Origin of the sequence: Salirhabdus euzebyi (assembly GCF_014207435.1) — a bacterium.
GTDB lineage: Bacteria > Bacillota > Bacilli > Bacillales > Alkalibacillaceae > Salirhabdus > Salirhabdus euzebyi.
Map to the genome: position 1 here is coordinate 48,837 of NZ_JACHGH010000011.1, position 13,553 is coordinate 62,389.

A 13,553-nucleotide genomic window follows, 5' to 3' on the forward strand; every position below is an offset into this window, starting at 1 on the left:
GGGAGAGATTTTCATTATGTTCAAACTACAATGGAAACATTTAGGTTTAATTGCAGTTCTAATGCTATCTTTAGTGTTAGCAGCTTGTGGATCTTCTGATGAAGAAGGCGAAGACACAACTGGCGATGATACAAATACGGAAGATACGCAAGATAATAACGAAGGTGAAGATGCAGCTAGTGAAGGTACTGCTCTTGGAGAAAAAGAAATTGAGCTAGTATACGTTGAGTGGGATTCTGAAATTGCATCTACAAACGTTATTGCAGAAGTATTACGTAATCAAGGTTATGATGTAAAAGTTACACCGATTGACAATGCACTAATGTGGCAATCAGTAGCAGAAGGCGATGCTGATGGTATGGTAGCTGCATGGTTACCAGCTACACACGGTGATTTGTTTGATCAATTTGGTGGAGATTTAGTAGATCTAGGTGCTAACCTAGAAGGAGCTAAAATTGGTCTTGTAGTACCAGAATACATGGATGCTACAACAATCGGAGACCTTGCAGATTTCTCTGAAGATTTAAACAGCAAAATTACTGGTATTGAAGAAGGCGCTGGTGTTGTTAAAGCAGCACAGCAATCTATCACAGATTATGGTTTAGATGGTTGGGAAGTTCAAACTTCTTCAAGTGGTGCAATGGCTGCCGCTTTAGGTGATGCTGTAGATAGCGAAGAGCCAATTGTTGTAACTGGTTGGACTCCACACTGGAAATTTGCTGCATATGATCTTAAATACTTAGAGGATCCAGAAGGTTCTTTCGGTGGAGAAGAGCATATTAGCACAATGGTACGTCAAGGTTTAGAGGAAGATAGCCCAGCTGCTTACACTATCCTTGATCAATTCAACTGGACTGCTGCTGACATGGAATCTGTTATGCTTGAAGTTTCAAACGGTGCAACTCCAGAAGAAGCTGCTAAAGCTTGGGTAGAAAATAACCAAGATAAAGTTAGCGAATGGGTTTCAGGACTTGAGTAATAATTTATAATGTTAAAAACGACTCGCATTTTGTGCGAGTCGTTTTTTTATGTCTTGAAATTCTGCGGGGCAACAAAATACCTAAATTGACAAAAGTGAAGCTGATCCTTCAAATAAAGTGCATGAATTGGTAAAAAATGAGGCTGAACCTTCAATTGAAATGCTTGAATAGATAAAACTCTAGCTGAACCTTTAAAGATCATACTTGAATCAATATATGGTGCCAGGAATCCCCCATAAACATCAATACGGAAACACAATCGCTCTACTAATGCGCTGACATTTGATTAAACGAAACAATCACGTCTAACAAGTAGCAAAAAAGGGTTGTCCCCTAAGCGTAAAAACATTTTGGGGCAACCCTTCTTTTACTTTTTATTTTGATTCATTTTATCTTCTAACTCTTTTAGACTTTCTTCTACACTTTGCAAGTGTTCTTGTATACTCTGTTGGTGTGGTTCAATCGTCTTTTTCCAACTATCGATTGAATGCTTTACATCTTCTGATAATTCTTTCAGTAAAGCTGCACCTTCCTTAGTTGTTTTTGTTAACTGGTCTTTTAAATCTAAACCTTCACGTTTTAGTTCTGAAATTGTTTGTCTTAATTTCAAGCTTTGTTCCTTTGCTCGACGACGAACTTCTTCTCCTGATGCAGGTGTTGTAAATAAAGTAGTTGTAGCACCAATTACGGTACCAAAAAGAAAACCTAAAAATAGAGATTTTCCTTTCGCCATATTCAGACCCCCCTTTAGTATTTCCGGTCACGTTGTTTGGAATGAAGCATGTCTTTCTACACTCTATTATAACGTTTTTGTTGGGTGTTGTTTAGTATATGACAAAATAATATTATATCGAATTTATAAAAAATTAAATAAAAATCCCTGACGTGTATATTATACGTCAGGGATGGGTTGTTTTATGCTTGTAAGGAAACAGATGATCGTTTCATAATTGTTTGTAAGATAGGGTATAGTACAAGAATAATTACTGTGTTGGCAACTGTTGCTGGTAGCACTACTAGAGTAAAGAGTGCTAGGAATGCGCCTTCGAGTAATCCTACAATGTACAACGCAACGGTTAAGAATATAGCCCCACTAATCAACGTTCCAACTGCTGCTACAACTGGAGCAGCAATAACATCTTTTGCATATTTAGTTAGGAATAAATACAGACCTAAAAATGCGAATGCTGTAATTGGTTTATCAATAATATTTGAAATTTGACCACCTGGAACAGTAGTTGTTAATGCTGATAACAATCCTGTTACCATCGATAGTAGAAATACGTACTTTACTTTAGGAAATAATAAAATTCCTAAAAACATCATTGCTAGTTGCATGTCTGGTTTCATCCCTAGAAAAACACCTGGTGTTATGGCATGAAAAACCGTACCAATCCCAACTAAAAGTGATAAAACAGCTAAAACACGTGTATTCATTTGTAATCCTCTCCTCTTCTAAGCTAAACTCATCTCTTTTACCCTTCAACCGTATCCTCATGATCGATTGCAAAGGTATATTGGTATTATAACAAAAGATATAAATAGGTTAAAGGAAAAATTCTGAATTTTTCTCTAGCCTACATATTTGTTGCTATTTCTTGAGCAATTTGCTGTAAGTCTTCAGGTTTATAATCGTCCATATGTGTCACCCATTTTGCCCCGAAACCATCATTGTCGCTGTATCGTGGAATTAAATGAATATGTACATGAAAGACAGATTGCCCGGCAAATTGACCATTATTATTTAAAATATTTAAACCTTTTGGCTCATAAGCTTTTTTAATACCCTTTGCAATTTTTGGTACTCTAGCGAATAAGCTTTGAGCAATTTCTTCTGGTGTTTCAAAAACATCCTTCACATGTTTTTTCGGTATTACTAACGTATGTCCCTTTGTTACTTGGCTGATGTCTAAAAAGGCATAAACATCCTCGTCTTCATACACTTTTGCTGAAGGAATTTCACCGTTTATAATTTTACAAAAAATGCAGTCTTCCATAAATATCCTCCTCGGTCTATTTTTACTTCATTTTAGTAAGTAAAGCTATATATGTAAAGAAAAAAGCAGGGCACCTCATGTGCCCTGCCCAAGGAACGGGGTTGTTGCAACTGTCGATGAGATGGGGATTACGCTGAGACCCTTGCCCAGCGTAAGAAAGTCTACAGATGCTTTATTCGTTATCAATGTGAAAGAAAGTTGTCTTTCACGGACACCCCATTTCTTAAATGGTTTCTGGTTGTGAAAGGAAGTTGTCTTTCACAGACACCCCATTTCTAAATGGTTTATCGTTTGAGACAATGTTTCACTACTGACTAACTTAATCCCCGTTCCTTACTCCTATTTTGTTCAGTGACAAAAAATAATATTCATCTTTTGCATTTGTATTTGATGATGGTAAAATTTAGATTAGGTCTATAAGAAAGAAGGGGAAAAAATGAACTCACTTTTACATATAGAAAACCTTGTAGGAGGTTATACACAAAAAAATGTTTTACACGGTATTTCTTTTGATATTAAACCCCATGAAATTGTTGGTCTAATTGGGCTCAATGGGGCAGGAAAGAGTACAACGATTAAACATATTATTGGTTTAATGGAACCTAAAAAGGGATCTATCACTATTAACGGAAAATCTTTTCAGGAAAATCCGGAAATGTACCGCAAACAATTTGCTTACATACCAGAAATGCCGGTTTTATATGATGAGCTTACTTTGTACGAGCATTTAAAGCTAACAGCAATGGCTTATGACATAAAGGAGGAAGATTTTGAACGTCGAATCCAGCCTTTGTTAAAAGAATTTCGTTTAGAAAAAAAGCTGAAATGGTTCCCTGTTCATTTCTCCAAAGGAATGCGACAAAAGGTAATGATTATGTGTGCTTTTTTAATACAGCCATCTTTATACATTGTGGATGAACCATTTGTAGGATTAGATCCTTTAGGAATCCAGTCTTACTTGCAAATGATGAATGATATGAAAGAACAAGGTGCAGGTGTTTTAATGTCGACGCATATATTAGCTACAGCAGAAAGATACTGTGATCGATTTGTCATTATGCACGAAGGTGAAGTGAGGGCTAAGGGAACGTTAAGTGATTTAAGGGAACAATTTAACATGCCACATGCAACTTTAGATGATTTATATGTTCAGTTAACAAAGGAAGATGATTATGTTTAATGCATCGCAGTTATGGAGAAAAAGGTTAGGTCAGCATGCAAAAGAAACGGGGCGTTATTTGCGCTTAATGTTTAACGATCATTTAGCCTTTGCCTTATTGTTTTTTGTTGCAGCTTTCGCCTATTTTTATCAGCAATGGCTCCAAACGATACCTGATAATTTTCCGGCAGATTGGATTATAGCAATTGTTTTAGGAGCTCTCTTAACTCGCAGTCCTATCCGGACATTATTAAAAGAAGCAGATACAGTGTTTCTGTTGCCAGCTGAATACAAGATGGATAAGTACTTTCAAAGAAGTTTTTGGTATAGCTTTATGATTCAGCTTTATATTGTAACCTTAGCATTAGCAGCTTTAACCCCTTTATATTTTGCTGTGTTTTCTGAGCGCCCTAGTATTTGGTTACTTTATTTAGGGATTATTTTAGTAATCTTTAAAATTTGGAATTTGTTATCTAGCTGGTGGATGCTGAAGGAACGGGATGCAAATAGTCGATTTATGGACATGACTATTAGACTCATATTAAACATTTTGACGTTATTCTTCTTTTTACAAGAAGATGGGTATATATATGCAAGCATTACAACTGTAATGTTTGTGTTACTTTTGCTATATACTTACAATACTGTGGGTAAAAAGGGGATTGCCTGGGATTTGTTAATCGAAAAGGAAGATGCCCGTATGCAAGCTTTTTATCGATTAGCTAATATGTTCACAGATGTTCCACATTTACGTAAAAAGGCAAAAAAACGTCATCTACTCGTTCACCTTTTAACAAGAGGAGTACCATTTAATCAAAAAAACACATATACCTATTTGTATCGCATCACATTTGTTCGTAGCAGCGATTACTTAGGAATGTATGTTAGATTGTTTCTACTTGCTATATTTTTTATCTTCTGGATCCCAAACATTTGGTTTAAGCTCGCTTTCGCACTACTGTTCATTTATTTAAGTGGATTTCAACTAATGACGTTATGGAATCATCATCGAACCATTGCATGGATTGATTTATATCCAGTGTCTATAGCAGAAAAGAAACGCTCCTTAGTAGACTTTTTATTGCTGTTAATGCTTGTCAAAACATTAGTGCTAGGGATATTTCTGTATTTTGCAGCTTCCTGGCAAGAGATGCTGATGCTTTGGGGTGTTGGTGGGTTATTCTCGTTTGTCTTTGTGGAGACATATGTAAAGAAGAGATTAGATAAACGTTTGATTTAAGGAGACTGATTATGCAAACATACGAGCAGCAGGTTTTGTATGAGGCGTTAAAATGGGAGCGAAAACAATTAAAAAAAGCATCGATGTTTAAGGTTGCTTCCAAATCAGTTCAAACCAAAATAAACAACAAGATTCCGGATAAAGTGCATGCTGTTATTACTGACAGTATTAAAAAAATGATTGAAGCGGCTTTAACGAGTTCTTCCTATATTTATAAAATGGACATCGATTCAAATTGGAATTTCCAGCAGAGGGAAGAGGCAGTGAAAACTCGTTTAGAAACATACCGAAAAACTGCAATGATTGAAGGAGCTGGCACGGGTGCTGGTGGTTTGTGGTTAGGCCTTGCAGATTTTCCTATGCTTTTAAGTATTAAAATGAAGTTCTTGTTTGATGCAGGTCAATTATATGGGAAAGATGTCACGTCCTATGAAGAAAAAATGTTTTTGCTTCATTTATTTATGCTTGCTTACTCAAGTGACAAAAAGAAAAAGGAAGTATTGGAACGAGTCGTGCATTGGGAACAAGTAAAAGGGTATTGGAAAGAGGTAGACTGGAAGGATTTACAACAAGAATATAGAGATACAATAGATCTTGTGAAAATGCTTCAGTTAGTTCCAGGATTCGGTGCTTTCATTGGAGCTTGGGCAAACTCTAAATTACTCACTCAATTAGGAGAAACGGCAATAAACGGTTTTCGTTTAAGACTACTTCATTAAACTTTTGTATTAAAAAAACTGAGACTTAAAATCTCAGTTTTTTATATTATTTATTTTTTTCTTGATACAACTGATACGCTTGAAATAATGTTTTGGCACCTAACGGCATGGCACGCTCATCAAAGTCAAATTTCGGATGATGATGAGGGTAGTCATGTCCTTCTTTATGTGCTCCAGTGAAATAAAAGGCACCCGGTTTTTCTAATAAGTAATAAGCGAAGTCTTCTCCAGGCATGACAGGTTTGATTTCTTCCGTTCCCTCAATTCCTGGAACATTTCTACATCCATCTAAAATAATTTCAGCCTCTTCTTTATGGTTGATAACTGGTGGATAACCTTTTAGATAATTTAAATCATAATCCGCGTCATATGGTATGCAAACACTTTTCACTATTTTTTCTATTTCATTTATAATCGTTTCCTGTATAGTAGGATCAAACATTCTAACTGTTCCTGTTAACGTAGCTTTATCAGCAATAATGTTAAAGGCTTGCCCCGCATTAAACGTACCAACACTAACTACTGCTGTTTTAAGTGGATCAATTCGTCTGCTCACAATTTGTTGTAGCTGTGTAACTAATTGAGATGCAATGACGATTGCATCCTTTGTTTCATGCGGAATGGCACCATGTCCGCCTTTTCCTTTTATCGTAATTTCAAAACGATCAGCACCAGCCATAAAAGGACCTTTTGTTGTTTGTAAAATACCTACTGGTGCTGTTACCCATAGATGAGTACCGAATACAGCATCCACACCGTTTAGTGCCCCATCATTAATCATCGGTTTAGCCCCACCTGGAGCATACTCCTCAGCAGGTTGATGTAGAAAAACGACCGTGCCTTCCAAATCGCTTTGATTTTCTAATAGGACTTTCGCTAGACATAATAGGGTTGCTGTATGACCGTCATGTCCACAAGCGTGCATCACACCTGGAACTTTCGATTTATAAGGTACCTCTTTTTCATCCTGGATTGGCAATGCATCAAAATCTGCCCGTAATGCCACTGTTTTTCCAGGTTTTCCCCCTTTTAATGTTGCTACAACACCAAAGCCGCCTATATTTTTTTGATATGGTATGCCCCATTGTTCGTATTTATCTACAATGAATTGAGCTGTTTTTTCCTCTTGAAAAGAAGGTTCAGGATGTTGGTGTAGGTAGCGGCGGATTTCTACCATTTCTTCATAGAGCTCATCAATTTTCTTGAACACTGTTTCTCTCATTCGATATCCCCCTGCAACTAATGCTGTTTTATATATAAGTATGTGAAAAACTTTTTTACTATGTTTTTCTAATAGTTTAAGTATAACAAAATAAAGCCTCTCCCCATAATAACTTACATGTAGAGAGAGGCTTTTTTTGTGTAAAGTGTTTTTACTTGGTGTTCGTTTCACTTAAAAATCTGCTAATAGTCGTTCCATTTCCTCTTTGTGATGTGTTTCATCAGCAATCATATCATCCAACTTTACAACAAGCTCCGTATAACCGAGTTCCTCGGCTAACTTTTTACGCACTTCATAGCGATCAATGGTATCAATTTCAGCCTTTCTTGCTTCTTCCAACATTTCTTTTACATTATCCAGCTGTTTGACTGGTGCAGGGGTTGTTGTAGGTACACCACCTAATATTTTAATTTTTTCTGATAAATATAAAGCGTGTCCTGACTCATCACTAACTTCACTTTCGAAAAATGGTTTTAATACTTGACGGTATAATCCGGATACAACTGCTGCATTATAGGTGTACATAATCATTGCAGCGTATTCATTTGCAAGGTCTTCATTCAATCCATCAATTAATTCTTGTTTTTTTGTATCCAATGACATTCATCCTTTCATTTGTTGAAATGACGTTTATATTGTTACATTTCCCTTATGATATAAAATTAAACTATTCAATGTTGGAGGAATTGCAATTGTTGCAAAATAGACATCGAACAAAAAGAATATGGTATCAAACTTCCTTATTTTTATTATCCATTCTTATTGTTCTTTTACTGGCTATACGAGTATCGCAGACAAATTTGCCTTTCATCGACGATTGGTCGAGTGCTATTGTACAAGAAATAGAGGAGCATCATTTTCTTTATATTTTGTTTCGATGGATAACAGAGTTAGGTTCTATACCATTTATGAGTGTGGTAATTGGAATGGTTAGTGTTCTTTTATGGGTTAAGTGGAAGGATGGTGCAGCGGCCTTTTTCTTAATCATTGGAGTTAGTTCTGGCTTTCTTTTAAATGTGATGGTGAAGTCTATTGTGGAACGGGAAAGGCCTCGCATTTTGGCGGCAATAGATGCAGAAGGTTATAGCTTTCCTAGTGGTCATGCAATGGTATCCTTGATTTGTTATGGTCTCCTCACGTACTTGTTTATGCGTTATATTCATTCAAAAAGTGCTAATCGATTCATCATTGCTGTAAGCAGTATTTTCGTATTACTAATTGGTTTCAGTAGAGTAATGATAAGAGCACATTATGTAACGGACGTAGTAGCAGGTTTTATCTTGGGTTATGTATGGTTACTTGTTGTCATCTTTTTCCATCAGTTATGGATACAAATACGTAATCAAAAGAAAAAATCAGACTAGAGACGGATATGATAACCTTCCTAAGCTCGTTTATACTAGTCATTTTTTTTTATATACTGGTAAAAAGTTTCTTAATGAAAATATGGGTCTTAACAGTAATATAATCATGCTGGTATAGGTCCTTTTGTTACCATTCTATGAAAAGTCATTTGGTACATTTTTAGTGGAATTTAAGATTGATAGAGGAAAAATGTCGTTTATGTTTAATATATATAAAAGAAAGGTAGAGGGTGAAAAATGAAGTCACGCAGTCTATTCACAGTTCTTTTATCCGTAACTTTAATTGGTCTTGGTGTATTTTTAATTTTGTCTAACTTTGGAATTATTTCCGTGGAAATATCAGAACTTGTCTCTAAAAACTGGCCATTATTATTTGTTATTATCGGTTTGAAATGGTTTATTGGTGGAATTCTTCCAGGCAAAAATGGTAGTTGGACATTCGGGTCTTTTTTCATTATATATGGGTTACTTGTTGTTCTTGGGAAATATGATGTATTAGATTTTGGGTTTGGGGATATTTGGTCACTATGGCCATTGTTATTAATTTATATTGGATTTAATTCTTTACTTTTTGCTAAAGGTAAAGGGGAAAAGGGGAAACGCGTTAAAATATTCACTGTAGGCAATTCTAGTTCTTCCAAAGATTACGGTAAGAACCACAAAACCTTTGTTGGTGATCAGAACTTTTCAGAAGAAAATTGGACAGTAGAACCTCTTCAAATGTGGACGGGTGTAGGAGATTACTATTTTGATTTTACGAAAGCTTATATACCAGATGCGGAGACACCTATTTCTATTAAAGGCTGGGTTGGAGATATCCGGATGTTAATGCCAGAGCATTTAGCATTTCAAGTCGTAGCCTCTGTAAATGTAGGAGAAATCCAAGTAGTTGATAAAAAATCAGATGGACTTAAAAAAGAAGTTGTTTATCAAACACCAAATTATGAAGATGCGACGAAAAAGCTAACGATCAATCTCCAGTTTCAAGTAGGGGATATTCGAATAGATAGGGTATAGGGGAGAAGTAAATGTTTAGTAATCTGAACAGTCTGCGGTTTCGATTTGTAAGAGCGCAATTTCAAACGATTTATTTTTCACTTTTAGTGATCGCATTTATTTTGTTTTTTATGTATTCGGTTTTTAGCCCATCTTGGCTAACGTTACGTTCTATTTTTCTCACTATCCTTTTAATAAGCTTAATCATGACCCCAGTTTGCATTTATGTAAGTTTTCATTTTGCTAGTCAACTTAAAGAGCGAATTGATGGGATTTCCATTTTGATATCTCAGCTCTCCAAAGGTAGGTATAGTTCTAGAATTTACGATAAAGAATACGGGGATGAAATTGGTCATATTACGACGGAGTTGAATAATCTAGCGGACAAAATGCAAAATCAAGTAAAGTCGCTACAACGTATGGCAGATGAAAAAAATGATTATGCAAAAGAAGCTTATAAAGTAGCAACGATGGAAGAACGTCAAAGGCTTGCACGTGACTTACACGATGCAGTTAGTCAGCAGCTTTTTGCCTTAACGATGATGTCCCAAGCTACTTTACGTTTACTAGATAAAGACCCAGAGAAAGCAAAAAAACAGATGGAAGAAATTGCTCACATGGCTTTACAGGCACAAACAGAAATGCGGGCACTTCTCTTACATTTAAGACCAGTTCACCTATCAGGAGAGTCTTTACAAAGTGGTTTATATAATTTAATAGAAGAACTGAAACAAAGATGTCAAATTGACTTTACGTTACATATAGAGGAAATAAAAGATATTTCTAGTGCATCGGAAGAACATTTATTCCGAATGATCCAAGAAATATTATCGAATATTTTAAGGCATGCAAACTCCAGTGAGGTTACAATAGAGTTAAAAGAAAAAACAGACGAAATTTATTTATATATTAGAGACAATGGTGATGGATTTGATGTAAGTGAAAAACTAGAAAGCAAAACTTCCTATGGATTGAAAACCATTAAAGAGCGCACCGAAGAACTCGGCGGAAGTTTTGTCCTTAGATCTAAAAAGGGTGAAGGTACTTATATCATTATCCGAATTCCGTTATAGGGGGAGAAGACTTTGGGTGATCCAATACGTGTGTTAGTTGTCGATGATCATGAAGTAGTACGTAAAGGCATTATTACTTATTTAATGACGGAAGATGAACTGGAAATAGTTGGAGAAGCTTCAAGTGGAAACGAAGGAGCAAGTCTTGCAAAGATTGAAAAGCCAGATGTTATGTTAATGGATTTAATGATGGAAAACGGAAATGGTATTGAGGCAACGAAGCAAGTTATGTCATTTCATCCCACATGTAAAATTATCATTTTAACAAGTTATTATGATGATGAAAAGGTGTTTCCAGCATTAGAAGCTGGTGCATTTAGTTATATGCTTAAAACCTCTTCAGCTGATGAAATTGTTACGGCTATAAAAAAAGCTGCAAGGGGAGAAAATGTTATTGAGCCAAAAGTAGCGGGGAAGATGATGAATAGGTTTAGACAGAACGAATCTATGCCCCACGAAGAGTTAACAGAAAGAGAAAAGGAAGTACTTATCTGTATCGGGAACGGTTTAACGAATCAAGAAATTAGCGAAAAGCTATTTATTGGTATTAAAACAGTCAAAACACACGTAAGTAACGTACTGAGTAAGCTTGGGGTTCAAGATCGAACTCAAGCAGCTGTATATGCGCATCGAAACGGATTAATGCGTGATAAATAAACGAGATAAAAAAGTTGGGGTGAAACCCCAACTTTTCTTTTATATTGATCCAAGCATCTCTACTTTCATAAATGTGTAAAGCCTTGTATAATACATAGGAATACGTACCTTATAAGGAGAATATCAAGAATGAAATTAAGTAAAGCTACAGAAAATATACTTTTTGCCATGTGGGTGTTTGCATTTGTCGCAACACTTGGGAGTTTGTTTTATTCAGAAGTGATGCAATTTGTTCCGTGTAAGCTGTGCTGGATTCAACGAATTCTAATGTACCCATTAGTTATCATATTTGGTGTAGCATATGTGAAAAAAGATGTAAACATCGCATTACCAGGCTTCATTTTAAGTTTAATTGGCGCACCACTTTCTTTTTATCATTATTCCTTACAAAAGTTTATTGGGGTGTCCTCAGATGGCTTATGTGGACAAGTACCTTGTACTATCCAATACATAAACTACTTCGGTTTTATTACTATTCCGTTTTTGGCTTTTGTAGCCTTTACGTCCATTATGGTCATGTATATTGTGATTTTACGTAAACAGAAAAAGGAGCTGTCCTAAAAATGAAAAAAATAATTATATTTAGTGCCATCATTATTGTATTATTTGGTGCTCTAATTGCTGTCGTTCAATATCAAAAAGCACAAGAACCAGATTACTACCAAAATCAAATAACACCATCAGAGCTTGAAGAAACTCTAAGTGCTGGTGAATCGGCAACTATTTATTTTTATAGTCCTGAGTGTCAATATTGTTTAGAAACAACTCCTGTTCTTGTTCCTTTAGCAGAAGAAATGGGTGTGAATGTCCAGCTGTTAAATGTTCTAGAATATGGTGGGGCTTGGGATGAATATGCTTTAGAAGGAACACCAACGCTTATTCATTTTGAAAATGGAGAAGAAGAAGGTCGTGTACAAGGGTCTCAGCCAAAAGAAAACTTTGAGTCATTTTTTAACGATAAAGTGCTTCAATAAAAAACGCGGATAGCCATAATATATGGTTATCCGCGTTTTTTTTAATACTTTATGATATTGATAAGTGAGAGTAGAGACTTGATCAGGGGGTCCTATAACAATATTCTTTACGAAAGGCTGGTTTCTAATCGATTGTTTTTTTACACAATTTTCTTAAACTGCGAAGTAACTTTGTAATATGGTCAGTGCTATATGACCGCTTCGGCAGAATACTTCGCTTTCCACGGGCACGGCCTCAGCCTCCTCGCGGAAAACCACCACGTATTTGAATTCTCTTTTCAACTGGTACTTGAATTGAAAGCAAGAAAGAGAGCACATGCTTAGCGAAGGAAATACACGTAGACTCCTACGGAACAGCGAAGACGTTGAGACCCCACAGCGAGCGTTTTGTGCGAGTGAGGAGGCTCAGCGCGAGCCCGTGGAAAGCGTAGTGTATTTCCGTAGCGGTTGGATTTCCACACATCAAGTTACGTCGCAGTTTCTATTACATGCGAATAAATAACATACTCTTTACGAAAAGAGTCTTATAACAAACATTCATTTAATGGGGTTTAACAAGGTTATATTGGGTAACATAAGCTGGACCTGCACTAAAGGAAGGGCGGTCTCGTTTATGTGCATCGGTATTTTGATGTGCTTGTTCAAATGCTTGGGAGCTTTTCCAATTTTGAAAGCTATTGGCATCTTCCCATTGGGTTAGCACAACATATGTTGAGCTTTGAAGTGGACGCAATATTCTTAGTGCAGTAAAGCCCGGCATTCCCTCTATATTTCCCTTTCTATTTTTAAAGCGATCTTCAAAAATGGGACGACCTTCATCCGTAACTGGGATGTTGTTCATCACAACATATCCATCTGGTTTTAACTCTCCCACCTGATCCACTGTCTCATATACACGCTCTTCTTCAAATAAGTCGTCGTTATTCCCCTCATAATAAGCAAGCCCACCATTGGCGTTCTCCATCACTAACATATTTGCTTCTGGGTGTTTCTGTTGTAACTTTTGTAAAAAGTCCACTGTTCCATTTGTCATCATTACTTTCATTGTTTTTCTCCTTTCCATTAATTGATATAATTTGCAAAAATTCGACTTTTCGTTATAACCTTAACAACGAAAAAGAAAATACAGTATAATATGGTGTGTTGTTGTTTTAAACAACAGAGAGGTGCTC

The 13,553-nt window shown here is 36.1% G+C and carries 16 protein-coding genes; 10 read left to right on the forward strand and 6 right to left on the reverse strand.

The annotated features are described in order from the left end of the window. Positions 1-16 precede the first annotated feature (16 nt). Positions 17-979 carry a glycine betaine ABC transporter substrate-binding protein gene (locus tag HNQ94_RS15565; protein WP_174497175.1) on the forward strand — a complete coding sequence of 321 codons (963 nt, stop codon included), beginning with the start codon at positions 17-19 and terminating at the stop codon, positions 977-979. Positions 980-1,347: 368 nt separating this feature from the next. Here HNQ94_RS15565 and HNQ94_RS15570 read toward each other — a convergent pair whose 3' ends face one another. From HNQ94_RS15570 to HNQ94_RS15580, 3 genes are all read right to left on the reverse strand, one after another. Next, positions 1,348-1,713, reverse strand: a complete 366-nt coding sequence (locus HNQ94_RS15570) for a YtxH domain-containing protein (protein WP_174497176.1) — start codon at positions 1,711-1,713, stop codon at positions 1,348-1,350. Between the two features lie 182 nt (positions 1,714-1,895). After that, positions 1,896-2,417, reverse strand: a complete 522-nt coding sequence (locus tag HNQ94_RS15575) for a tryptophan transporter (RefSeq protein WP_174497177.1) — start codon at positions 2,415-2,417, stop codon at positions 1,896-1,898. Between the two features lie 140 nt (positions 2,418-2,557). After that, entirely contained in the window at positions 2,558-2,977 is a 420-nt protein-coding gene (locus tag HNQ94_RS15580; protein WP_174497178.1) for an HIT family protein, read from the reverse strand. A 436-nt stretch (positions 2,978-3,413) separates the two neighbouring features. Between HNQ94_RS15580 and HNQ94_RS15585 the strand changes: the two genes are divergently transcribed. Genes HNQ94_RS15585 through HNQ94_RS15595 form a run of 3 tightly spaced genes read left to right on the forward strand, consistent with a single transcriptional unit; the run spans position 3,414 to position 6,095 of the window. Then, entirely contained in the window at positions 3,414-4,157 is a 744-nt protein-coding gene (locus tag HNQ94_RS15585) for an ABC transporter ATP-binding protein (protein WP_174497179.1), read from the forward strand. Then, entirely contained in the window at positions 4,150-5,376 is a 1,227-nt protein-coding gene (locus HNQ94_RS15590; RefSeq protein WP_174497180.1) for an ABC transporter permease, read from the forward strand. Before HNQ94_RS15585 ends, HNQ94_RS15590 begins: the two co-directional genes overlap by 8 nt. Positions 5,377-5,387: 11 nt before the next feature. Then, positions 5,388-6,095 carry an EcsC family protein gene (locus HNQ94_RS15595; RefSeq protein ID WP_174497181.1) on the forward strand — a complete coding sequence of 236 codons (708 nt, stop codon included), beginning with the start codon at positions 5,388-5,390 and terminating at the stop codon, positions 6,093-6,095. Between the two features lie 46 nt (positions 6,096-6,141). On the opposite strand, the gene HNQ94_RS15600 is transcribed toward HNQ94_RS15595, so the two are convergent. Continuing rightward, positions 6,142-7,317, reverse strand: a complete 1,176-nt coding sequence (locus HNQ94_RS15600; protein WP_174497182.1) for a M20 metallopeptidase family protein — start codon at positions 7,315-7,317, stop codon at positions 6,142-6,144. A gap of 171 nt (positions 7,318-7,488) precedes the next feature. Beyond that, a complete protein-coding gene (locus HNQ94_RS15605; protein WP_174497183.1) occupies positions 7,489-7,920 on the reverse strand; it encodes a ferritin-like domain-containing protein in 432 nt (143 codons plus the stop codon). Positions 7,921-8,009: 89 nt separating this feature from the next. On the opposite strand from HNQ94_RS15605, the gene HNQ94_RS15610 reads away from it, so the two are divergent. The 6 genes from HNQ94_RS15610 (at position 8,010) to HNQ94_RS15635 (ending at position 12,381) form a co-directional block, all read left to right on the forward strand. After that, positions 8,010-8,681, forward strand: coding sequence for a phosphatase PAP2 family protein (locus HNQ94_RS15610; protein WP_174497184.1), 672 nt, complete (start codon positions 8,010-8,012; stop codon positions 8,679-8,681). A gap of 237 nt (positions 8,682-8,918) precedes the next feature. After that, positions 8,919-9,698 (forward strand): cell wall-active antibiotics response protein LiaF, encoded by a 780-nt coding sequence (gene liaF, locus HNQ94_RS15615; RefSeq protein WP_174497185.1) that lies wholly within the window; start codon positions 8,919-8,921, stop codon positions 9,696-9,698. An 11-nt stretch (positions 9,699-9,709) separates the two neighbouring features. Continuing rightward, complete coding sequence (locus tag HNQ94_RS15620) at positions 9,710-10,750, forward strand: sensor histidine kinase (RefSeq protein ID WP_174497186.1); 1,041 nt, start codon at positions 9,710-9,712, stop codon at positions 10,748-10,750. Positions 10,751-10,762: 12 nt separating this feature from the next. Continuing rightward, positions 10,763-11,407 carry a response regulator gene (locus HNQ94_RS15625; protein WP_246200040.1) on the forward strand — a complete coding sequence of 215 codons (645 nt, stop codon included), beginning with the start codon at positions 10,763-10,765 and terminating at the stop codon, positions 11,405-11,407. A gap of 129 nt (positions 11,408-11,536) precedes the next feature. Beyond that, complete coding sequence (locus HNQ94_RS15630; protein ID WP_174497187.1) at positions 11,537-11,968, forward strand: disulfide oxidoreductase; 432 nt, start codon at positions 11,537-11,539, stop codon at positions 11,966-11,968. 2 nt (positions 11,969-11,970) lie between these two features. Beyond that, the gene (locus tag HNQ94_RS15635; protein WP_174497188.1) at positions 11,971-12,381 is read left to right on the forward strand and encodes a thioredoxin family protein; all 411 of its coding nucleotides are present in this window, start codon (positions 11,971-11,973) and stop codon (positions 12,379-12,381) included. A 541-nt stretch (positions 12,382-12,922) separates the two neighbouring features. On the opposite strand, the gene HNQ94_RS15640 is transcribed toward HNQ94_RS15635, so the two are convergent. Beyond that, the gene (locus HNQ94_RS15640; protein ID WP_174497189.1) at positions 12,923-13,426 is read right to left on the reverse strand and encodes an antibiotic biosynthesis monooxygenase family protein; all 504 of its coding nucleotides are present in this window, start codon (positions 13,424-13,426) and stop codon (positions 12,923-12,925) included. Positions 13,427-13,553: the final 127 nt, after the last annotated feature.

Bases quoted from the DNA above. Each gene is read 5' to 3' on its own strand.
- HNQ94_RS15565 (WP_174497175.1), top strand. From the start codon at position 17: ATGTTCAAACTACAATGGAAACATTTAGGTTTAATTGCAGTTCTAATG.
- HNQ94_RS15570 (WP_174497176.1), bottom strand. From the start codon at position 1,713: ATGGCGAAAGGAAAATCTCTATTTTTAGGTTTTCTTTTTGGTACCGTA.
- HNQ94_RS15575 (WP_174497177.1), bottom strand. From the start codon at position 2,417: ATGAATACACGTGTTTTAGCTGTTTTATCACTTTTAGTTGGGATTGGT.
- HNQ94_RS15580 (WP_174497178.1), bottom strand. From the start codon at position 2,977: ATGGAAGACTGCATTTTTTGTAAAATTATAAACGGTGAAATTCCTTCA.
- HNQ94_RS15585 (WP_174497179.1), top strand. From the start codon at position 3,414: ATGAACTCACTTTTACATATAGAAAACCTTGTAGGAGGTTATACACAA.
- HNQ94_RS15590 (WP_174497180.1), top strand. From the start codon at position 4,150: ATGTTTAATGCATCGCAGTTATGGAGAAAAAGGTTAGGTCAGCATGCA.
- HNQ94_RS15595 (WP_174497181.1), top strand. From the start codon at position 5,388: ATGCAAACATACGAGCAGCAGGTTTTGTATGAGGCGTTAAAATGGGAG.
- HNQ94_RS15600 (WP_174497182.1), bottom strand. From the start codon at position 7,317: ATGAGAGAAACAGTGTTCAAGAAAATTGATGAGCTCTATGAAGAAATG.
- HNQ94_RS15605 (WP_174497183.1), bottom strand. From the start codon at position 7,920: ATGTCATTGGATACAAAAAAACAAGAATTAATTGATGGATTGAATGAA.
- liaF (WP_174497185.1), top strand. From the start codon at position 8,919: ATGAAGTCACGCAGTCTATTCACAGTTCTTTTATCCGTAACTTTAATT.
- HNQ94_RS15620 (WP_174497186.1), top strand. From the start codon at position 9,710: ATGTTTAGTAATCTGAACAGTCTGCGGTTTCGATTTGTAAGAGCGCAA.
- HNQ94_RS15630 (WP_174497187.1), top strand. From the start codon at position 11,537: ATGAAATTAAGTAAAGCTACAGAAAATATACTTTTTGCCATGTGGGTG.
- HNQ94_RS15635 (WP_174497188.1), top strand. From the start codon at position 11,971: ATGAAAAAAATAATTATATTTAGTGCCATCATTATTGTATTATTTGGT.
- HNQ94_RS15640 (WP_174497189.1), bottom strand. From the start codon at position 13,426: ATGAAAGTAATGATGACAAATGGAACAGTGGACTTTTTACAAAAGTTA.